At 48.3% G+C, this 21,315-nt stretch carries 22 protein-coding genes; 17 read left to right on the forward strand and 5 right to left on the reverse strand.

Annotation, left to right across the window (positions count from 1 at the left end; translation table 11 throughout):
- The 3 genes from ACTQ52_RS02305 (at window position 1) to ACTQ52_RS02315 (ending at window position 4,061) form a co-directional block, all read left to right on the forward strand.
- Window positions 1-3,135 carry a type I restriction endonuclease subunit R gene (locus tag ACTQ52_RS02305; RefSeq protein ID WP_441981655.1) on the forward strand — a complete coding sequence of 1,045 codons (3,135 nt, stop codon included), beginning with the start codon at window positions 1-3 and terminating at the stop codon, window positions 3,133-3,135.
- Window positions 3,136-3,370: 235 nt separating this feature from the next.
- The gene (locus ACTQ52_RS02310) at window positions 3,371-3,634 is read left to right on the forward strand and encodes a hypothetical protein (RefSeq protein ID WP_441981656.1); all 264 of its coding nucleotides are present in this window, start codon (window positions 3,371-3,373) and stop codon (window positions 3,632-3,634) included.
- 247 nt (window positions 3,635-3,881) lie between these two features.
- Window positions 3,882-4,061 carry a hypothetical protein gene (locus ACTQ52_RS02315; RefSeq protein ID WP_441981657.1) on the forward strand — a complete coding sequence of 60 codons (180 nt, stop codon included), beginning with the start codon at window positions 3,882-3,884 and terminating at the stop codon, window positions 4,059-4,061.
- Window positions 4,062-4,315: 254 nt separating this feature from the next.
- Here the strand turns inward: ACTQ52_RS02315 and ACTQ52_RS02320 are convergent, their stop codons facing one another.
- Window positions 4,316-4,951 carry a hypothetical protein gene (locus tag ACTQ52_RS02320; protein WP_441981658.1) on the reverse strand — a complete coding sequence of 212 codons (636 nt, stop codon included), beginning with the start codon at window positions 4,949-4,951 and terminating at the stop codon, window positions 4,316-4,318.
- Between the two features lie 380 nt (window positions 4,952-5,331).
- On the opposite strand from ACTQ52_RS02320, the gene ACTQ52_RS02325 reads away from it, so the two are divergent.
- The 4 genes from ACTQ52_RS02325 (at window position 5,332) to ACTQ52_RS02340 (ending at window position 7,198) form a co-directional block, all read left to right on the forward strand.
- Window positions 5,332-5,997: a helix-turn-helix transcriptional regulator gene (locus ACTQ52_RS02325; protein WP_441981659.1), complete on the forward strand. Its 666-nt coding sequence runs from the start codon at window positions 5,332-5,334 to the stop codon at window positions 5,995-5,997.
- A gap of 156 nt (window positions 5,998-6,153) precedes the next feature.
- The gene (locus ACTQ52_RS02330) at window positions 6,154-6,627 is read left to right on the forward strand and encodes a helix-turn-helix domain-containing protein (RefSeq protein ID WP_441981660.1); all 474 of its coding nucleotides are present in this window, start codon (window positions 6,154-6,156) and stop codon (window positions 6,625-6,627) included.
- Between the two features lies 1 nt (window position 6,628).
- Window positions 6,629-6,973 (forward strand): hypothetical protein, encoded by a 345-nt coding sequence (locus ACTQ52_RS02335; RefSeq protein ID WP_441981661.1) that lies wholly within the window; start codon window positions 6,629-6,631, stop codon window positions 6,971-6,973.
- 15 nt (window positions 6,974-6,988) lie between these two features.
- Window positions 6,989-7,198, forward strand: a complete 210-nt coding sequence (locus ACTQ52_RS02340) for a hypothetical protein (protein ID WP_441981662.1) — start codon at window positions 6,989-6,991, stop codon at window positions 7,196-7,198.
- An 83-nt stretch (window positions 7,199-7,281) separates the two neighbouring features.
- Here ACTQ52_RS02340 and ACTQ52_RS02345 read toward each other — a convergent pair whose 3' ends face one another.
- The 4 genes from ACTQ52_RS02345 to ACTQ52_RS02360 form a co-directional block, all read right to left on the reverse strand.
- A complete protein-coding gene (locus ACTQ52_RS02345) occupies window positions 7,282-10,536 on the reverse strand; it encodes a DNA polymerase (protein WP_441981663.1) in 3,255 nt (1,084 codons plus the stop codon).
- Between the two features lie 68 nt (window positions 10,537-10,604).
- Complete coding sequence (locus tag ACTQ52_RS02350) at window positions 10,605-11,159, reverse strand: DUF2815 family protein (RefSeq protein WP_441981664.1); 555 nt, start codon at window positions 11,157-11,159, stop codon at window positions 10,605-10,607.
- Window positions 11,160-11,176: 17 nt separating this feature from the next.
- Window positions 11,177-12,301 carry a DUF2800 domain-containing protein gene (locus ACTQ52_RS02355; RefSeq protein ID WP_441981665.1) on the reverse strand — a complete coding sequence of 375 codons (1,125 nt, stop codon included), beginning with the start codon at window positions 12,299-12,301 and terminating at the stop codon, window positions 11,177-11,179.
- On the reverse strand, window positions 12,294-12,692 hold the full coding sequence (locus ACTQ52_RS02360) for a hypothetical protein (protein ID WP_441981666.1): 399 nt from the start codon (window positions 12,690-12,692) through the stop codon (window positions 12,294-12,296). Before ACTQ52_RS02360 ends, ACTQ52_RS02355 begins: the two co-directional genes overlap by 8 nt.
- Window positions 12,693-13,023: 331 nt before the next feature.
- Between ACTQ52_RS02360 and ACTQ52_RS02365 the strand changes: the two genes are divergently transcribed.
- The 10 genes from ACTQ52_RS02365 to ACTQ52_RS02410 all read left to right on the forward strand — a co-directional run bounded on the left by ACTQ52_RS02365 (window position 13,024) and on the right by ACTQ52_RS02410 (window position 21,307).
- Window positions 13,024-13,449, forward strand: a complete 426-nt coding sequence (locus ACTQ52_RS02365) for a DUF7768 domain-containing protein (protein WP_441981667.1) — start codon at window positions 13,024-13,026, stop codon at window positions 13,447-13,449.
- Window positions 13,434-13,796, forward strand: coding sequence for a hypothetical protein (locus ACTQ52_RS02370; protein ID WP_441981668.1), 363 nt, complete (start codon window positions 13,434-13,436; stop codon window positions 13,794-13,796). The genes ACTQ52_RS02365 and ACTQ52_RS02370 overlap by 16 nt, the downstream gene beginning before the upstream one ends.
- Entirely contained in the window at window positions 13,793-16,063 is a 2,271-nt protein-coding gene (locus tag ACTQ52_RS02375; protein WP_441981669.1) for a phage/plasmid primase, P4 family, read from the forward strand. Before ACTQ52_RS02370 ends, ACTQ52_RS02375 begins: the two co-directional genes overlap by 4 nt.
- Before the next feature lie 182 nt (window positions 16,064-16,245).
- Window positions 16,246-16,530 (forward strand): VRR-NUC domain-containing protein, encoded by a 285-nt coding sequence (locus tag ACTQ52_RS02380; RefSeq protein WP_441981670.1) that lies wholly within the window; start codon window positions 16,246-16,248, stop codon window positions 16,528-16,530.
- 11 nt (window positions 16,531-16,541) lie between these two features.
- A complete protein-coding gene (locus tag ACTQ52_RS02385; protein ID WP_441981671.1) occupies window positions 16,542-16,784 on the forward strand; it encodes a hypothetical protein in 243 nt (80 codons plus the stop codon).
- Complete coding sequence (locus ACTQ52_RS02390) at window positions 16,781-18,166, forward strand: SNF2-related protein (protein WP_441981672.1); 1,386 nt, start codon at window positions 16,781-16,783, stop codon at window positions 18,164-18,166. Before ACTQ52_RS02385 ends, ACTQ52_RS02390 begins: the two co-directional genes overlap by 4 nt.
- Complete coding sequence (locus ACTQ52_RS02395; protein ID WP_441981673.1) at window positions 18,163-18,399, forward strand: hypothetical protein; 237 nt, start codon at window positions 18,163-18,165, stop codon at window positions 18,397-18,399. The genes ACTQ52_RS02390 and ACTQ52_RS02395 overlap by 4 nt, the downstream gene beginning before the upstream one ends.
- Complete coding sequence (locus ACTQ52_RS02400; RefSeq protein WP_441981674.1) at window positions 18,396-18,848, forward strand: hypothetical protein; 453 nt, start codon at window positions 18,396-18,398, stop codon at window positions 18,846-18,848. Before ACTQ52_RS02395 ends, ACTQ52_RS02400 begins: the two co-directional genes overlap by 4 nt.
- A gap of 255 nt (window positions 18,849-19,103) precedes the next feature.
- Window positions 19,104-19,463, forward strand: coding sequence for an HNH endonuclease (locus tag ACTQ52_RS02405; protein ID WP_441981675.1), 360 nt, complete (start codon window positions 19,104-19,106; stop codon window positions 19,461-19,463).
- Window positions 19,464-20,056: 593 nt separating this feature from the next.
- On the forward strand, window positions 20,057-21,307 hold the full coding sequence (locus ACTQ52_RS02410) for a site-specific DNA-methyltransferase (RefSeq protein ID WP_441981676.1): 1,251 nt from the start codon (window positions 20,057-20,059) through the stop codon (window positions 21,305-21,307).
- The last annotated feature ends 8 nt before the right edge of the window (window positions 21,308-21,315 follow it).

The following is a 21,315-nucleotide window of genomic DNA, read 5'->3' on the forward strand; positions in this document are numbered from 1 at the left end:
GTGAGCTACGATTATTCCGAGAATATCCTCGTGCAAGAGAGTGCAGGAAATCTGCTTCACGATGAACTTGGCTGGGATGTTAAGTTTGCATACAACACGGAAGTATTGGGCGAAAATGGCACCTTCGGCCGGAAAAGCTATAAGGAAATACTGTTAACACGATATTTCCGGGAAGCCTTAAAGCGATTAAACCCATGGATCACGCCGGTCCAGATGGATGAAGCACAGAAGAAACTGGAAAGCCATCTATCGACGGCATCGGCCCTCCAGATCAATGAAGAGAAGTATTTTTTGATCCGTGATGGTATCCCGGTTACGGTTAAGAAGCCAAACGGGCAGATCGATGAAAAGAAAGCTTCGATCATAGATTTTCATAATGTAGACAATAACTATTTTCTCGCGATAAAGGAACTGAAAATTCATGGTGACCTGTATCGTCGGAGAACGGATATTGTCGGGTTTGTGAATGGCATCCCGCTTCTTTTTGTGGAATTAAAAAAGAATACGGTGGATGTCCAGAATGCGTATACGGACAATTATACGGATTACCAGGATACCATTCCACAGCTCTTTTATTTCAATGCGCTCCTTATGCTCTCGAACGGCCTTGAGGCAAAGGTCGGTACACTGGGGAGTAAGTTCGAATTCTTCCATGAGTGGAAGCGACTGAAAGAGGACGAAGAGGGAAGTGTTGCGCTTGAAACGATGCTGCGCGGCATTTGTAAGAAGGAGAACTTTCTCGACCTATTTGAGAACTTTATCCTTTACGACCATAGCGGCGGTCATACAGCAAAAATCCTTGCCCGTAATCATCAATACCTGGGCGTGAATGAAGCCGTAAAAGCATACGAAGAGAGAAAGCTTAGAAATGGAAAGCTCGGTGTGTTCTGGCATACCCAGGGATCAGGCAAGAGCTATTCTATGCTGTTTCTCGCACAGAAGATTCGGAGGAAGTTTACGGGTTCTCCGACGATTGTTGTGCTTACAGATCGTGATGAATTAAATACGCAGATTTCGGATACCTTTGAAAGCTGCGGCTTACTCGGTAAAGCAAAAGCAAGTCGCTTCATTGCAACCAGCGGTGAGGACCTGGTGCAGAAGCTTCATGGAAACCCGAGCTTCATCTTCACCCTGATTCAGAAATTTAATAAGCCAAATCAAGAGCCGATCTACCCGGACCACGACATTGTCATCATGTCGGATGAAGCGCATCGCAGCCAGTATGGTGTGTTCGCAAGTAACATGATGGCGCTGCTGCCGACGGCCTCGAGAATCGGTTTTACGGGTACGCCATTACTGTCAAACGACAATATCACCGAGCGTACCTTCGGTGGCTATATTTCGATCTATGACTTTAAGCGTGCAGTAGAAGATGGTGCTACGGTTCCGCTTTACTATGAAAACCGGGGTGAGCGTATCAAGGAGATTAAGAACCCAGACATCACGCAAAAGATCCTCGATGCGATTGAAGCAGCCGATCTTGATCCGTCCCAGCAGGAAAAGCTGGAGCACGAGTTCGAAAAAGAAATACACCTCTTAACAGCGCCTGGAAGACTCGAAGCGATCGCGAAGGACTTTGTTGGTCATTATTCAGATCTATGGACGAGTGGCAAGGCGATGTTTGTGTGCCTGAATAAGGTCACTTGCGTTCGTATGTACGACTACGTACAGAAATACTGGAAAGCAGAAATCGCTACCTTAAAGGAAAAACTGAAATCCATAACGTCGCAGCAGGAATCGCTCGAGCTTCAAAGAAAGATCGCGTGGATGGAGCAGACCGAGATGGCGGTCGTTATCAGCCAGGAGCAGAATGAAATTCAGACCTTTAAGAAGTGGGGCCTCGATATTCTGCCGCATCGCGCAAAGATGGAAAAGCGCGAGCTCGATAAAGAATTTAAAGATAAGGATAATCCGCTCAGGGTGGTCTTTGTTTGCGCTATGTGGCTGACCGGCTTTGATGTGAAATGCCTGTCCTGTCTTTATCTGGATAAACCACTAAAGGCGCATACGCTCATGCAGACCATCGCGAGAGCAAACCGAGTGGCGGAAGGGAAGAGCAATGGTCTGATCATCGACTATATCGGTATCGTCAAAGCATTACGAAAGGCCCTGGCAGATTACACAGCAAATAAGGCAGGCGGCTGCGATCCTACGTTTGATAAGGATGAGTTGATTCGGAAAGTAGTGGATGCCATAAGAGAAGCGGAGGCATTCCTAAAAGGCCGGGATTTTGAACTTCGCAAACTGATGGAAGCAAAGGATTTTGCAAAGCTCGCGCTGCTGCAGGATGCTGCAAACATTGTTTCGGAGAGCCAGGAAACTAAGAAGCAATTCACTACGTATGCCTCCGAGATCATTCGTCTTACAAAACTCATCAACAAGAGTGATCTTAGTGATGACGACAATAAGAAGAAAGAAGCGATTGAGGCCATTTACGCTGAGCTCCAGAAGAAGCGGAAGCATGTGGATAATACGGATCTCATGGTGGAAATCAATGGGATTCTTGGAGACTACATATTTGTCGAGGAGCAGAAACCTGGACTCGTAGAATCAAAGCAGTTTGATATCAGTAAGATCGACTTTGACCTGCTCCGAAAGGAATTTGTACGTGCAAAGCGGAAGAACCTCGTCCTTCATGATATTCAGGATCTGGTATCCGCGCGTCTTGCGTCAATGCTAAGCAACAATCCGAATCGCGTGAACTACTATGATCGCTACATGACGATTATTGACGAATACAACAGGGAGCAAAACAGAGCGACCATAGAGAAGACCTTCATGGATTTGATGGACCTCGCGAATCAGATGACGAAGGAAGAGCAGCGCTATGTACGAGAGGGGTTTGATAGCGATGAGGAGCTGTCCCTTTATGATCTACTGTTTAAGGACGACCTCTCGAAGGATGAAATTAAGGAGCTTAAGAAAGTAGCGGTTGATCTTTTACGGAAGATCAAAGATAAGATTTCACAGCTAGACCACTGGACGGATAAGCCGGAAACGAAGGCGGTCGTAGATAATTTGATCCGGGATACATTGTGGGAAGAATTACCGGAGTCCTATGATGAGCACGCGATCAGCAAGTACCGGATGCAGATTTATGAGTATGTTTTCACTAGATACAGAAGCGTAGCGTAACTGGTATTTTCAAATGCAGCAATATGGGCGGCATAAGAAGGCCCCCACGACAGGCCATTGTGGTCGCAAAAAATCTATCGCTTTTATTCATACCGAAGGAAGAGGAGCTCGATGCGGTCACAGAGGTATTCTCGGAAATCGGAATCAAAGAACTTTGATTATTGTATACACGCTTTGATGTACAAAAATATGTATGCTCGCCATGCTACAACATAATTGCATGGAGGTGAACACTATGAAGAACCCTTTTGATTTCAACAATAACGGCAAATTGGATATTCCGGAACTTGAATTTATGACCAGACTTGCGTATGAGGCAAGGCATCATGATGATGACAATGATGATTATGTAGAGGAGTACGATACATATCGGAAGAAGCCAGAGGAAAGAACGTTTGACCTTTCAGACTATGACGCCGAAGATGAGGACGAAGACGAGGATATGGATGATGACTTCTTAGGCGATGATGATCCTTTTGGAGACAGCGAGCTACTGTAAAAACAGAATGTAAAAAAGAACGAATGTTTTATAAAACGCTATTGACACCCCGGTTAAGCCGGGGTATATTTTTAATCACAAGAGCAAACGTATGTTTCTGATTATTGGTTAGAACAGAGCCTTTTGGGAGGGCAGAGTCGAATATGAAAAGTGGTCGTTTAAAGAGTCGTCGCATTTCCGATTATTGTAGTGTGTCATAAAGTCTACCTTTTCAGCGGAACATTGGAAGGCAGAAAGGAAGGCTTATATGGCAGAATCAGAAGAGATTGTAGTTAGATGCAGATGTGGACAAAGGTTGTTTGATTTTGATCCAATGACGAAAGGGATCATCACTACAAAATGCCCACGATGTAAAGCTGTGATGGCAGTCAGCATCATGAATAGAAAAATTAAATGCACCGAGCAAATAGCCGCACACGCGGGATAGGCGGAGTAGCGAGCAAGGCCGGGCACGAAGGTTTGGTAGAGAGTATCTCATACCGGACCTTCGTGTCCGGCTTTTTTTTGCAGAAAATTTGTGTCCCAGTTTAAGTGGCAAATCCCCTCTCTGTAGACAGTGATAGCGATCGATAGGTCGGTGGCATTTATCTTGCGTATGCGATTCAATAAATGCTGTAAGAAGAGAAATGGTGAAAAATGAAGTGCAGATTTATTTGCAGGCAGTGGAATCAATGTAAGGATTTATTTGTCGTAGAGTTTGTTAAGAAAGTTGTTAATGATTTCTGTATAGGTATCCTCTGGTAGTTTGTGCTCTAAATATAGTTTTCGAACACGAAGATAATCTTTCAGAAATGAATTCACTGGACGCATTGCTGTATCGTTTCCAGCCATTTCAAACATGTTATAGATGGAACCAATGGCTTCTTCTGGGACATCGTCATAATCCTCAATCTGAGTATAGCTGGGGAGATAAAATGCAGCATAATTATTGATTGCCTTTTTGTGATGAAAATCTGGAATGCCCTCATGGTCAATAAACGGCTTAAACATCTCTTCCTCAACTTCTACACGCTCGACCTTGGCGTATTGGTGTTCTACTAGATTGACTATGAATCTAGCAATGCTCCTCGGCGTTAATTTGATGGAAGAATGCCCACCGTCTCCTGCTATTAGACTGTCAATACTGACATGAAAATATGCGGCAATATTTACGACTTGCTCAAGAGTAAAGCATTTTTTCTCTTTTGGATTCAGGGCTTTGCAAACATTAGGCTGAGACATATGAAGAACATCACCTAATTGCTTCTGCGTCATCTTCTTGGAATCCATGAGCTTATTAATATTCTGAATCAGAATTGCCCTATCAAAATTTGGCATACGCATATTCTCCTTTGGAAAAAATATATCAAATAAGCATGTTTATTCAATATTTGAATATATCTTACTACGAAATATAGACTGATTACAACAGAAGTTCTCTTATGGAGGATTTGCTGTCATAAACCATGTCCCGGAGCATGACGTAAAACTGCTCCCGCCAGAGCCTCGACTTCCCGAGTGATCATGAAGGGATTTTCGTAGCCGACTGCGAAGGCGACAACTGAATAGGTATCTGGCTTCCAGCGAAAGGCAGCCACTAACAAACCGAAGCGGGGCATAAAAGCTCTTGTTCGGATGAATTAGTGCGCACTGCTTTTCGCTGGTTTTGCATTCGTTCGTCATGGGCTCTCCGCTTCATTTTTGAAAGCGAGAGAGAAATGAAGAAGGAAGTTAAGTTCTACCAGCAGGCCACAGTCATCACAGTCACCATCATCACTAATGAGGAAGGAGAGAAGGAGTTTCAGGCGCCGGAGGGTTACGTTCTTTACCCGATGGAGGTTGATGACGAAAATGATCCGGCCGCGAGCGAGTATGATCGAGAGCTAATTGTAAACCGTTTGGTTGGAAGAAGTAGCCGTAAGTCATACCTGGTTCCAGTACCAGAGGCGATGTACCACGCGATGCTTTTATCAGAGAAGGCAGCGGATAAGCGAGATGAACGCGCTGGAAAGTGCCAGGTTCCAGGAAAGCGTGGTGGACTCATCATGTGTAGAGAGTCGTCCTGCAGGAAGGCCCAGGCTGAGGGACGGTGTCCATACATGAATGGTACCGCTATGGCTCCTCAGCAGGTGACCTATATCGAAGAGCTCGATGAGGTGACGGGTGAGGATCGGACGAGCCAGGACGCGCTCGGCAAGGCCGAGTATGATGAGATTCTTGACATGCTCGCAAAGAAGGCGCCGAAGCTCGCAGACATTTGTCGGCTTAAACTTGCGGGCTATACCAATGATGAGATCGGACAGATGCTTCATCTGAACTCGAATACCATCGGCACTGACATGCGCCGGATCAGAGAGACGGTCATCAATTATAACAATAACTAGTAAAAAGCGGCACTGGTGATCCGGTGCCGCTTTTAGAACTTGATCTGATGCTCTCAATATAAGAAAGATCGATTTTTAAGGCTATATTAATGCTACTAAATATTTATTGATAATGCTACAAAAATGCGCTAATGTAGTATTAAAAGAGAGGATGATATGAAGACATATTCGGTAAAGGAAATAGCAGAGCTATTGAAAACGAATCCAGAAACTGTTCGAAGGTGGATTCGGGATGGTAAATTAAAGGCAACGCAGGAATCTAGAAAAGGCGGCAATACGGTCACAGAAGAGGAACTGAATCAGTTTTTAAAAAATACGCCTAAGTATGCGGCTATTGCGATAAGTGGTTTGATTGCTGGCTTACCGTTACCACTACTAGGACTTCCATTGGCTGCTGGAGGATTACTAAGCAAAGCTTTTATAGAGCATGTTGAGGCAGAGAATGCAAAAGTAAATCCGCAGTCAATAATTACTAAGTTAGAGAATAACATTGTGGCTCTTGAAAAGAATATACAAAAGAAACGAACCACAATTACGCAGCTAGAGTCTGAGATTAAGGATGAGACGGCACAAATTGAAGCACTGAATAGATCCATAGCCATAATTAGACGGAATCGGGAGGAGATATGATATGGGTAAGATACATTGGAATTACGCAATACTATCGCATATGGCCAAATTAAATGGTGGGCCAGAAGTATTAGTGGAGAAATTAATTAATAGTGGGGTCATAAAAGGAAGAAAGTCAATGCTTCCAATAGTGGCAGGGGCTTCTGCAATGAGCTTCTTAGTCGGAGCAGTAATAAGACCGTATGGCGATAAGCTAGTGCATAAGCTCTTTAATAATAAGTATACGCCAGAAGAAATTGAAGACGCTAAAAAGGAGCTTATCGAAGGGATTAAAGAATACGATAAAACTCATCCGGATGAGTCGAATAAAGATCAGGATACAAAAGTAGCTATACTTTTTAAATAGTAGGAGGAATGACAAATGAGTAAGAAAATGTATAGGCTTGAAGTTCTTTTTAGCGATGGTAGTGTTGAGCTAGAAGAAGAGAGCTTTGAAACAGAAGAAGATGCATATGAAGAGTATCTCGACTGGAAGGAGAGTTATCCAGTTGGCCAGGAAATGATGAGACAGCTTGATGATGAAGACTATAGTTCTGCAACGATCACTGGGTACAGAATTTATCAAGAGTAAATCATTCATATTCAGTATTGGTGTAAAAGGAGACCGCGAAAGGCCTCCTTTTTATGTGCACTGGTGATCCGGTGCCGCTTTCCTTAATCCTTCTTATAAAATGCACATTCGTACCCGTCTGCACGGAGCAGGAGGCCCGGCGCCCAGGGTGGTGTCTTTCCCATGATATCGCAGACGGTTTTAAGGTCTGTGCTTTCCGGGACTTCGATGATGAGCTCATCATGGACATGCCCTACGATCGAGAGATCGCGTAGGTTCCGCATCGCATAGCATAAGACGTCACGAGCAATCGCCTGGGTGATATTCTCTACAAACTTGGGACCATAGCTTTCAAGACGGGACCATTTCTTCTTCGCATCGATCCCCATGTAGGTGACGGACTCACCACCGAATTTGTTCTCACCGATCGCAGGCTTCACATAAGATAGGCGCCGGCCGGATGGAAGATCGATCATGAGCATTCCAGACTTCCAGTAGAACTTAAGGCATCCAACCGTGGTAGTTGTCCGGTACTTCACGACATCTTTTACGGCGCGATCGACCGCCCACCAGAAGGCGACAATGTGAGGATTTGCATCGCGCCATCGATCGACGATGGACTGAAGCTCCTCTTCCTTAAGACCCATGTCGAGAGCCCCCATCGCCTTTAAGGCACCGACCGAGCCGCCATATCCGCAGTTGTGGACGAGGACGCCCGATACGGTAAAACGGTGATGCGGGCCGGCATTTCGTATGTCATAGACCGGAGGTGTGCTCGGAAGTGACGGTTCCGCTTGATTTTCACACATCTTAGCATCTCCGGTTTTCCTTAGCTTCTCACCGCACCTTTTGGCCATGGCAAAGGGGATGGGATCGCTTCGTGCTTCTGTGAACACGAGATGGTCTTTTGTTGCTGTAAGTCCATCGTAGGTTATAACCTCCTTCTCACCTTTATAAATAACGCCTTCATGGGATACATAGTTTTCTCCGTCCCAGACCTTCATTTCCATAGTCACATTTTCGATAGGAACAAGGCCGTGATCTGTAAGCACGAGCTGGCCGGCTGCAATGCAGGCGAGTGTCGCGATCTTACCTTTCTGCCTTAATTCACCATTCACGCCGTGCTTTACGACCGGAACTCCGAACATGGCAGAAGCGGTCGCACAGTAAAGATCTTTCCCTTCCTGGAACGATTTCATCACGTGCGTTTCATTCGAGAGGTACGCAAGGACCCTGGCTTCGATACTGCTGTAGTCGCTCACGATAAACTTGTACCCGGGCCGCGGGATGAAAGCTGTACGGATAAGCTCAGACAGGACGTTTGGGATATTGTCGTAGAGTGTAGAGAGAAGATCGTAGTTCCCTTGTTTCACAAGGGTGCGGGCTTCTTCCAGATCAGGCATATGATTCTGGGGTAGATTTTGCAATTGAATATTGCGCCCTGAGTTCCCGGTAACCCATACTCGTCCGTTTCTCCGTACCAGAAAATATCCGGTCGGAGTAGATGCACAGTAGACGGTGCCAGAAAAGTTCGTGATGACTGGCTTCACTCTTATTTCGTGTGCGTTTGTAGGCTCCATCCAGATGTCAAGGATGTAGTTATCCTGCCACTTTGGATTCGCGTGATGCTTTTTCTTTAGCACTGCGCAGCGCCCAGACATGTGGGCAAGCCCCTGCAGTATATCCGCATTCTGCTTGTTGACGGTCGAATACTGAATGCTGTTTGGTCCAGCGTGGTATCCGTCCCAATGCGGCAGCTCATCAAAAATGACGTCAGGGTTCTCTTCAAAGAGCCAGTAGCCGAATGTTTTGGACCGGAATTCTCGAAGCCATAAAGGAACCGACCGAGTTGGAATGGTGATGATAAAGGCATCTCCATGCTGCTTGCAAAGGAAACTGATCTCAGCCTGCCGGAGGAGGTGCTTGCAGCGCTCCACCTTCCGGAGCTTCTTGAAGTGATACTTGATCTGACCATCTGCCGTATAGTATCCGTCAGCTTGCGTCATGATGAGTACGCGTAGCCAGATTTGGTTCTTTGAATGGGTGTGGTAGTGATATCCCGTGATTGGAATGGATGGCCGGCACAGCGCCATTTCTTCAACGGTCATGTCTGACCATTCCGCCGTGTACCTTCTCTTCGCACGCATCTTGTGATCCGGAGTGGAGCACTGGTCAATGCGGGCATCGGTATAGGTGTACATGGGGCCGATGTACGGGAACTGTAGTGCTTCCGATACCTGGAAGGAAGCCGCTTCACTGGATGCATTCCAGCAAGCGATGGCGCCACCTTGCCACTCATCAAGACGGACCCATCCATCCCGTGTCAGGACTTCGTGATCCCCCGTAAGGCACCAGCGCCCAGTCCGGTTTGCCCCATAAAAGAAGAACATGCCATGGCAGCGCCCATCCTTACAGACGGTGTCCTCCATCGCCTGGTACTTCTTTACCGAGCTCTTTGCAGCCTGAAGGCGAAGGGAGAGTACTTCTCCGATCTTTTCTGGCGCATCCGGGATCGCAGCCATCACTTCCTTTTTACCGAGTGAATCCATGGGATGCCCCTGTTCATCGAGCCAGCCTTTCAACTGTACGCCGCTGTTCGGATTATCGAGCCCAGTCAGATTCTGCATAGAGATCATGAGCTGATCCTTTGCCATTTTGTCAATGGCGATTCCGTTCTTTACGAGCTTCTCATCGATCATGATGCCGCGATCATTGATGGCCTGATCTACGGCGTATTCCTCCCAGACGGAATCTTGGACACTGTAGTTTTTAAGGCGCTCATGAATCTTGAGTTCTACTTCTACATCTCGAAGGTTATACGATTTAAAGAGCGCCCATTTAGCTGGATCATCCTCCGGCGTATGAAAGTATCCATCTTTATCTGGCTTACAGAAGTACCGGATAAGGTCGTGTCCCTCTTTTAACTTCTGCTTATCAAAGCCAAGTACAGCACCCGCCATCTCGAGGGAAAGCGGGAGACCATTATAGGCAGAGAGTACGAGAGAGCAGCGCCAGGATGCCGGATTCAGGTAATCGTGAAGGACCGTATCCTTATCTCCATACCCTCGGAAAATCTCCGGATAGTTTTTCTTAAGCCACCTCGAGATACAAACTCGCTCGAAGGACGCATTGAATGCCCACTTGATGACCTTATCGTCTACCAGGGCATGCAGGAGATCGTCCGGAAGATGCTCACCGGATGAAAGATCATAGACGACCGGCGACGCACCATTGATGCTGACACCGAAGAGGAGAATGCGGAAGCTTTCGTCTTCACTATAGCGGTAGGCACCCGTTTTCTTAAGATCGCAGGCGCTTCTCGTCTCAAGGTCGATCGATAACGTTTTGATTTGTTCCATAAATGCTCCTTAAAAATGTAGGACAGCAGGAGTTTCCTCCTGCCGCCCTGATGGAAGGAAAGGTATGATTACGCGAGGAAGTCGTCGTCAGAATCATCGAGGCCAGCGAACTCCGTCTCCGCATCGATGTGAGCGCCAAGAGGATCGCCGTCACGAAGCTTCTGGAGGGCGTTAAGGCCACAGGCGATACCGCGGTTGCCGTTCGTGTTGAATGCGTAGAACGAGATGGATGCTCTGCCATAGATTCCGGAGTAAAGCTCAGAGGCATCGAGGATCGGCTGGTTGTTTCCGTCTACCACGCCAGGCTTCGTTGTGCTGTTTGCGTTCAGGAAGTAGGCATTCTGGTAGACTGGATCATCCGGGCGCTCGAGATCGCCATCGCGAAGCGGGGTCTTGATGGCCTTAAGAGGAGGCACGGACTTTGCATTGCCGCGAAGCTTTGACTCGCCCTCCATGTACGCCTCATCGATCGCCTTCTTAAGCTTCTCGACCGTCACCTTGTCGGACTTTGGAACGATCAGTGAAACGGAATACTTCGGGGTGCTGTCATTGATTGCCTTTGGCTCCGTTACATGGAGGTAGCTGAAGCGGGTGTTCTTTCCAGTAATTACTTTTGTACTCATAGATATTCTCCTTTTCTTTAGCCTTCATCGGCTGTCATAAAATCATTCGTCGTAAGTTCTTTACGTTTATCGCTTTCAGGAACGAGGACGGGTTTTCCAGGTGGCTTACAAATAAGACCACCTAAGAGTTCATTAAACTTCTTCTTACCAAGCTCGGAGGTCATCGCGGTGACGCCTTTAAGCTTCTTTTCGTATGGATCAAAGCCGGCCTTCTCAACCGCTTCGATCACGGCCTGATCATCTGTGTACTTCCGAGTGCTCCGGCCCTCTACGAGCTTAAAGCCCGCGTAGTGTGTACCACTTAACGCATGCTCGAGCGCGAAGTCTTTCACGTCGGATGCCCAGGATACCAGGGAATCAATCTGCGGGAGGATTTCCGCGATGTCTTCCGTGCTCAGAAGATCTGGATTCATGAAGTCGTATTTCGCGAGCTCCATATTGTAGCGGGCCCGTTCACGGCAGTTGGCCTTCACCTTACAGAACTGGCAGTGGCTTCCTGCCTTAAATTCTCCGCGGCCTTCTTTCGCAAGTACGGCAGCAGGCGCGAGGATGTTTTCCGCCCAGGAGAGGAGTTCACTTATCGGCATCTCATAGGTGTCGACATGTTCACGCCGCGGCTGGTAGATGCTAAGCTTCACGCGCTCGATCGGATACAGGGCTTCGAAGGCGTCATACGCACCGAGCGCATAACACATGAGCTGCGGATTCTTCTCTGCACTTACGAGGACGCCGACGCCGTATTTAAAATCGACGATGTGAAGGCAGGAACCTACGATCACACAGTCACCGGTGCCAAAGCCATCCGGGACCCACCGGGAGAAATTAAGCCGCTGCTCGACAGAAACGAAGGGTGCCTCATCTCCATCTTTCGCGTCTTCGATCTGCTCTAAGCAGAAATCCCGGTATCCCTCTGCAGCGGACTGCATCTCATCGTCATAGAACTGAAGGTCCTCGGTAGGATCTTTCGTCGGACGGTGCAGCGCCTTTAAAAGAAGATGCTCACAGAGACTATGTGCATCGGTTCCCTGCTGCGCGTAGGGGCTTGAGCTATCCGGCATCGTAGCACAGAGCTTCGCGGAGGGTGGACAGTTGGTCCAGCGAGCCGCACTCGATGCGGAGAGGAAAGCATGTACGTTAGGCATGGAGTGCCTCCACTTCCTTAACGACCGCAGCATATTCCTTCGGGTCGAGCCCGGTTAAGTTGTCAGCACCATGCTTCTTGATGATCGCCTTTACCGCTGGGCCTAAGTTCTCACCAGCCTTCGCAGCGAGAATCTTCCGGACCTCTTCCTTTGTATAGGTAGGAACTGCAGCCTGCGCCTCCTCTATGGCGGCTTCCTCCGGGACTTCCTTAGTGTCCGGAAGCGGAGCGGATGCTTCCTCGGTAGGTGCTGTATCCTCTAGCGCCTCTACCTTCTTTCCTTTCTTCGCACTTCCCTTAGCCGGCGCATCTAAAACATCTGCGATCGCTGTAAGGGCAGTAGCAATCTTTCTTAAACTATCCGCGAGGATAGCATTTTCTGTTTTACTCATTTGTTCTCCTTTCTTAATAGTCATGCTCAGTCTCTCTGTTCTACGGGCTTCTCGTGTTTTTCATTTCGTTACCTCTTTCTCATGATCGTTTATCGCCTTCACTAAGTAGCCGACACAAATCGGCTGTTTTTGTTTAAAAAATCAAAAAAAATTTTTAGCTTCCTATTAAATGCAATCGAAAAAGGTCCGAACGTGTACCTGTCGGAAAATTTAGCAAAACGAGTCACGCATAAAAAATCAAAAAATTTTCAATTCTCGAAACAAAAACACCTGAATTGTGTCGGCTTCTATGTAGAAGGGCAGGAAAGCCTTTCGAGAAAGGAGAAAACGCATGGAGGAGAAAAAGAATCGAAACATCGAAGGCTATTATGACCCGACCGCATCGGAAGCGATCCGGCATGCATCGACCTTCGGCTTTCGACCGCTCGTCTATATCTGCTCACCATTTTCAGGGGACAAAGAGAAGAATTTAGAGCGGGCGAGAGCCTACAGCCGGTTTGCGGTGGATGAAGGGTACATTCCGCTTACCCCGCATCTCATGTATCCGCAGTTTATGAATGAGCGGACGGAGCGAGAGCTAGCGATGCATATGGATCTTGTGATCCTTAAGCACTGCAAGGAGCTCTGGGTGTTTGGGGAAAACATCACGAGCGGGATGCAGGAGGAGCTCGACTTAGCAAGAAAGAGAAACTTAACGGTGAAGCATTTTTCAGAGGAGAAGAAACTTCTCAAGGAGGAAGTATGGATAAGAAAGTAAGAATCAATGGTGTGGTTGTGGACGTAGAGGCAAAGAAGATTTTCGGGGAGTGCTCCGCAATGAACGTGGAGGTTGGAACCACTGGCTTCTTAGGCGGTGAGCGTAAGGAGGGAGGTCGCACATATATCCATATCGGAAACGAGTACGCATCGGACTTTTACGCACAGCCTACAAAGGATGCGAAGGGCCGCATCAATGGTGTCGACATCGTGATGTCTGGCGATGATGCACTCACGAACTTTATCTGCGCGCTCGTGTTTACTTTTAGAACGCTCATGGATAAGGCAGCGGACACGGTGGAAAACTGTGACTGGTACGAGGGATGCGAGAAGGAGGATGAGGAATGACACTCTATGTTTCTAATGTGACCGGGGATGCGAAGAACACCCTGTATCCAAACAAGGTGATCGTGAACTCAAAGGACGATCTTCTTGAAGCCGTGAAGAAAGATCACGTATGTGCCGAGTACGTCGGTAACCGGCGTAGCATTAAGAACTTCATTTCGTCAGACACCATCGTGATGGACTGCGATAACGATGATTTGGATGATCCGGAGGATTGGATCACCCCGGAGGCACTCGCGGAAGAGTTCGAAGATGTGCCGTATGCGGTGACCTTTAGTCGTCACCATATGATCCCAAAGGATGGAAAGGCAGCGCGCCCAAAGTTCCATGTCTACTTCATGATCGCGCCGATCGATAACGCTGATCGCTATAAGGAGATGAAGGAGCAGATCCAGGAGGAGTACCCGTTCTTCGATAAAAACGCACTCGACGCCGGCCGCTTCATTTATGGAACCGAGAATAAAGAGGCCCTTTGGCATGATGGCTTCACACCGATTGATGTATTCATCGAAAAGAAGCGCTTATCGGTTACGCGCATCATCCGCCAGGGTAGCCGGAACTCTACCATGAGCCGCTTTGCCGGCAGGGTAGTGAAGCGCTTCGGCTATAACGATGAAGCGAGAGATATCTTTCTCGAGGAAGCCAATAAGTGTGATCCGCCACTTCCGGATGAAGAGCTCGATACGATCTGGCATAGCGCAGCGAAGTTTGCAAAAGAGGTCGCTGCACAGCCTGGGTACATTCCGCCAGAAAACTATAACGGCGCCATGCCAAAGGGCCCTGCTGGATCACTAATGCCGGAGGATTACTCGGATGTCGGCCAGGCAAAAGCGCTGGCAAAGGAGTATAGCGATGAGCTTCGGTTTAATCCTGCCACAGACTACCTGAGATTTGACGGTATCTGCTGGCGGGAGTCGAAGGAAGCTGCCCTCGGTGCAACCGTAGAGTTTACGGATCTGCAGCTTGCGGATGCAAAGCGCCTTTCGTTTAAGACGATGAACGCACTCCTAAACGCAGGCACGAATCCGGATGACTGCAAGGAAGCAGCTAAGAAGAAGGCGAAGGGCGCAGAGGAGAGCGATGTCTCAGAGGATCAGATGAGCCTCTATATGGACTACCTCTCTGCCAAGAACTACGAAGCGTTTGTCATGCAGCGCCGGAACTGGAAGTATATCAAGGCTGCCATGGATACCTGTAAGCCATTCGTCACGATTGACTTAAGCGCACTCGACTCGAATGAGTTTCTCTTAAACACTCCGAGTGCCACCTACGATCTTCGAGAGGGTATCGCGGGACGTCGGGAGCATGCAGCAGAGGATCACATTACGAAGGTGACGGATGTTGATCCAGGAGATGAGGGCGCGGAGCTTTGGAGAGAAACCTTAGAGAAGACCTTCCTTGGGGATCAGGAGCTTATCGATTATGTGCAGCAGGTGGTCGGCCTTGCCGCGATCGGAAAGGTGTATCAGGAAGCGCTGATCATTGCCTATGGTGGCGGACGGAATGGAAAGAGTACGTTCTGGAACACGGTAAGTCGTGTGCTTGGATCGTATGCAGGCAGATTATCGGCGGACACCCTGACCGTAGGCTGTAAGCGAAATGTGAAGCCGGAGCTCGCAGAAACATTCGGTAAAAGAATCATCATCGCAGCAGAGCTTGAGGAAGGCACGAGGCTTAATACCTCCGTGGTAAAGCAGCTTTGTAGTACGGATGACATCTTTGCCGAAAAGAAGTATAAGGCACCATTTTTCTTCACTCCATCACATACCGTGATTCTCTACACCAACCACCTGCCGCGCGTAGGCGCTACGGACGAAGGTACCTGGAGACGACTTATCGTGATCCCGTTTAAGGCAGTGTTCGAAAAGCGGGATGATACGAAGAACTTCGCTGCGGTCCTTTATGAGAAGGCGGCGCCGGCAGTCCTTACGTGGATCATCGAAGGCGCAAAGAAGGTGATCGAGAAGAACTATAAAATCGAAGAGCCGCCATGTGTGAAGCAGGCAATTTCTGAGTATCGGGATCAGAATAACTGGTTCCAGCAGTTTTTGATGGATTGCTGTGAAGTGCATCTCGATGACCCATCCATCGAAGAGAAGTCCGGGGAGCTCTACCAGGAATATCGGAACTACTGCAACAGGATGGGTGAGTTTACGAGAAGTACGGGCGAGTTCTATGCTGTTCTCACGCAGGCAGGGTTTGTCCGTCATCGAAATCGGCACGGTGTTTTTGTAAGAGGGATTAAGCTGAAGAACGATTTCATGGAGTAATCCATACAGGAACGGCTTACACGATCTGCACTTATAGCCAAGGTGTGAAGGTCATGAATGTCATTTCTATAACTTTCCTATAGGGGAAAATTGGCCTTAAAAAATAGCTATAAGAGAGTTTATGGGGAGAGTTTCATGACCTTCACACCCGCTATAAATGCGTGATGGAAAAGAGAGGGAATATGCGAGAGAAAGATGTCGAGCAAGCGCTCGTTCAGGCAGTAAAGAAAGTAGGCGGTATGTGTCCTAAGTTCGTGTCCCCTGGGACAAATGGGATGCCAGACCGGATCGCCCTTCTTCCAGGCGGAAGGATGGGATTCATCGAAGTGAAGGCACCGAAGAAGAAGCCACGGCCGCTTCAGGTACGGCAGCATCAAAGGCTTAAGGCCTTAGGCTTTCCGGTTTTTGTCCTTGATGATCCAGAGAAAATCGAAGAAATCTTAGCGGAGATAAGGAGGGCAGAATGAGAGGGCACGTCATGAGACTAAAGGATGGAAGCCTCCATACGATCATCCGGGAGGAGGACCTCTTAGAGCTCATAGGTATCTACATGGGCGAAGAGGTCTTATCCGGCGTCCTCCGGATGCAGGAGGAATATGACGAGGAGATCGAATCCTTGCAGGAATATGTGAAGGACCTAGAAAGTCAAATCGATGAGACAGAGGAAGAGCTAAAGGAAACGAAGCGAAAGCTTAGAAAGATACAGGAGGAGATGGAATGAAATATACGCCCCATAGCTATCAAGCGTATGCGATCGAGTTCATTAAAACGCATTTGATCGCACTCTTATTTCTCGACATGGGACTCGGGAAAACAAGCATCTGTTTGATGGCCATCAAGGAACTCATGTACCGGGAGTTTTCAATCACGAAAGTGCTTGTCGTAGCTCCCCTCCGAGTCGCAAGAGACACCTGGCCAGCCGAGGTACGAAAGTGGGAAGAAGTCTCCGGCCTTCGGGTATCGGTGCTGATCGGAACAAGTAAAGAGCGGGAAGCGGCCCTTCAGAGAAATGCAGATATCTACACCATCAATCGGGAAAACCTAAAGTGGCTTGTGGATTACTTAGAATCGCACCGTAAGAAATGGCCTTTCGATATGGTGATCTTAGATGAGCTTTCCTCGTTTAAGAATGCGAAGAGTCTCCGGTTTAAAGCACTTCGAAGAGTGAGACCATATATTAAGCGGATCGTCGGCCTTACCGGAACCCCTGCATCTAATGGTCTTATGGACCTCTGGGCGGAGGTCGCTGCGGTGGATGGTGGAAAGCGTCTCGGACGATTCATCGGAAACTACCGAGCGACGTACTTTACCCCGGATCGCATGAATCCATATACCGGGATCGTCTATAGCTACAGCTTACGGCCTGGCGCCGAGGAAGAAATCTACGACCGGATTTCGGATATTACGATCTCGATGAAGGCGAAAGATTACCTCCACATGCCAGAGGCTGTGATGGTAAAGCATGAGGTCACGATGGATAAGGTGGAGAAAAGTGTGTACGAAAAGCTTAGGGAAGAGCTCGTCACCACGGTGAAGGGTGAGGAGATTACGGCTTCGAATGCAGCGGTCCTGTCCGGGAAGTTACTGCAGCTTGCGAGTGGAGCAATCTATTCCGATGACGGAAAGATCATGAATATCCATGAGAAGAAGCTCGACATGTTATCCGACCTCGTAGAGCAGGCAAATGGGAAGCCGGTCCTCGTCGCGTATTGGTTTAAGCATGATCATGAAAGAATCATGAAGCGGCTAACGGATGATGGGTATCACCCAAGGGATCTTAAGACCTCAAAGGATATCGAGGACTGGAATAAGGGAGACATCGAAGTCGGTCTCATTTCTCCGGCTTCGGCAGGTCACGGATTAAACCTTCAGGAAGGTGGCCACATCCTCATCTGGTATTCGATGATCTGGTCCTTAGAGATGTACCAGCAGACGAATCATCGTCTTGATCGCCAGGGACAGAAAGAGGTCGTGAGCATCCATCACATCATCACGAAAGGTACGGTGGATGAAGAAGTGATGAAGGCCTTAGACGAAAAGGATCTGACGCAGGAGAAACTAATTGCTGCAGTGAAAGCAAATATTACAGAGGGTAGAGAATGAGTAATCGAAAAAAGGAAGTACACGGTGATCCATACGAGAACCTCGCAAACGCCATCATTCTTCGGGCAGTGTGGGATTACCAGGCAGCCCTTCGGAGGTATCGGAGGACGTTTGAAGTGAGTGAAGAAATGGTCCGGTGCGAGAAATTCTTTCGCTCCTCGTGGTACGAGGTTTTAACCGATGTGGACGGAGAGTATTTAATCAAGAAATTACGGAAGGAGGCAGGAGTATGAGTATCCTGTGGAAATATTTAGATAAGACAAACGCTGCGATTGAAGCGCTGAAGGACTATGGGAGCATGCAGTTTATCATCGAGAGCACCGATACGAGAATCAAGCAGGAGCAGTCAAAGATGGAGGGACTCGCCTCCCCGAACATGGATGGCATGCCGCACATGCATAATCCGAAAGCCGGCGAAGATCGGATCGTGAATGGGATCGAGGAGATCGATATCCTGAAGGAGCGGTATCGCCAGGCGGTGGAATACATGAACTGGTTTGTACCAGCATGGCAGCAGCTTAGTGATGATGAACGCTATGTGCTTGAGACCTTCTACGATCCGGATGCGGAAGGCGCCGTGTACGAGATCTGTGAGCACTTCCATATCGAGCGGTCGAGTGCCTACAACAAGAAGGGAAAAGCGCTTCATCACCTGACGGTGCTTCTCTTCGGGAAGGAATAATTTCGTGGACACATTAGATGTGAAGAGCTGCTACGATGGGAGCATGAGAGTAGAGCACCAGAGGACAAACCCCTCTGGTGCTTATTTTTTAGGAGGTCATATGAAAGAGCAGGACGATTTCATGCGTTTATTAAAGAACCATAAGCATACGTTTACAAGGCAACAGTACCGGACTTTAAAGGGACAGTATTTAAGCGGAAACGAGGAAGGCGCCCGGAAGGGATTTCTCCGGCTTACAAGAAAGCGGTGCACACCATGCCAGTAAAATCAATGATCCCTTGTAAGCATCCAGGATGCCCAGAGCTCGTACCAGCAGGTGAGAAGTACTGTGCGGTGCATAAGGTGATGCATCCGGAGGAGTCAAGGTCTGCAGCAAGGCGTGGATACGGCAGGCAGTGGCAGAAGGCATCGAAAGCATTTCTCGAGGCGAATCCGCTCTGCGTAGAGTGTCTTAAAGAAGGACGCTACGTTCGAGCGACGGTCGTAGACCATATCGTGCCACACCGCGGTGATCCAAAGCTCTTCTGGGACCGGAGCAACTGGCGCCCTTTATGTAAGCGTCACCATGATGTGAAGACTGGCCGAGAGGACTCGAGACCGACGTACCACTATTAACTGAAAATGAATTATTTTGCGAAAAAAACGATAGACCCCCCATTTCGTGGACAGGTCGAAATAGGAAAAAGCCCGGGAACCGGGGCGGGTCCTAATCCCTATACGCTTATCTGCGTAGACCGGTGCCCCCTTTTCCGTAAAAAATCGCGAAATTCGAGGCCCGGGGTGTCCACGAAATACCTAGGTTGCAAAATGATAACCCATAAAACCGTAGAAGTGCGCAGAAACCCGCGTGTTCTACGGCTTTTTTATGTCCGCGAAATGGGGAGCAGGATTTCCATGGTGGATGATGAAAAAGAATTAATTTCCGGATACAGAGATCACTTTTGAAACAATGTTTCATTTCATTTCGTGGACAAAAAATACGGAATTTCAAAGATTTCATGGAGGAAACATGCAGGAAGGCATCGAAGAATTTTTAAAAGCATGCTCGAAAAAGTTCTGCCCAGAATGCGGTGCACCGATTGCGGATACGCGTGCATCGCCTGGGCGGCGCCGGACCTTCTGCTCTGAAAAGTGTAGATGGGCCTTTGATAAACGGAAAAAGCGAAAAGAGCGAAAAGAGCTAAAGAAGATGAAGGAGGATTTAAAAAATGAAGACACCAGAGTTACGAGTGATTCCCGTACAGGATCTGAAGCCAGCAGCCTATAACCCGAGAAAGAAACTGAAGCCCGGGGATAGCGAGTATGAGAAGATCAAAAAGAGTATCGAGGAGTTTGGCTTTGCAGATGCGCTCGTCGTCAATAAAGATATGACGATCATCGGTGGCCACCAGCGCTTAACGGTCGCGATGGAACTTGGCTATACGGAAGTACCGTGTACGGTTGTGGATATCGATAAGGCAAGAGAGAAGGCATTAAACATCGCGCTCAATAAGATCACGGGCGCATGGGATGAGGCGCTTCTTGCAGAGCTCTTAAAGGATATTGAAGCAAGCGGCCTTAGCCCGATGATGACCGGATTTGAGCCGCCAGAGATGGAGCAGCTCTTTAATAAGGTTGCTTCGAGGGAAGTGAGCGAGGATGAGTTTGATGTGGAGTCGGAACTTAAAAAGCCGACCATTTCAAAACTTGGAGACCTTTGGCATCTTGGAAGACACAGGGTGATCTGCGGAGACTCGACCGGAGAGGAGACCTACAAAGTTTTGATGGAAGGCGTCAAGGCAAATGTGATTGTGACGGACCCTCCATACAATGTAGACGTCGAAGAGACCGCCGGGAAGATCATGAATGACAACATGGCCGATCAGGATTTCTATAAGTTCCTGCTTGCGGCTTATACCCGTATGCATGAGAACCTTGCGGATGATGGTTCCATCTATGTTTTCCATGCGGATACCGAGGGCCTTAACTTCCGTAAGGCATTTAAAGATGCCGGCTTCTATTTATCCGGATGCTGCATCTGGAAGAAGAACGCCCTCGTTCTTGGACGGAGCCCGTACCAGTGGCAGCATGAGCCATGCCTTTTCGGGTGGAAGGCAAACGGAAAGCATGAGTGGTACTCCGATCGGAAGCAGACGACCATTTGGGAATATGATCGTCCGAAGGCGTCGAAGGACCATCCGACCATGAAGCCGGTGCAGCTGATGGCGTACCCGATCCGGAACTCATCGATGACAAACGGGATCGTGCTTGATCCATTTTTAGGATCTGGCTCAACGCTCGTCGCCTGTGAAGAGACCGATCGTGTGTGCCGCGGCGTAGAACTTGATCCAAAGTTTGTGGATGTCATCGTGAAGCGCTATATCGAGCTTAAGGAAGGAAAGGCAGACGATGTCTATCTTATCCGGGACGGCCAGAAGCTTACCTTCGAGGAGGCCGCAAGGCTCGTGCAGGAACCGTAAAGTGTACA

Origin of the sequence: Oribacterium sp. Sow4_G1_1, from assembly GCF_052116105.1 — a bacterium.
In the GTDB taxonomy this organism is placed as follows: Bacteria; Bacillota; Clostridia; order Lachnospirales; family Lachnospiraceae; genus Oribacterium.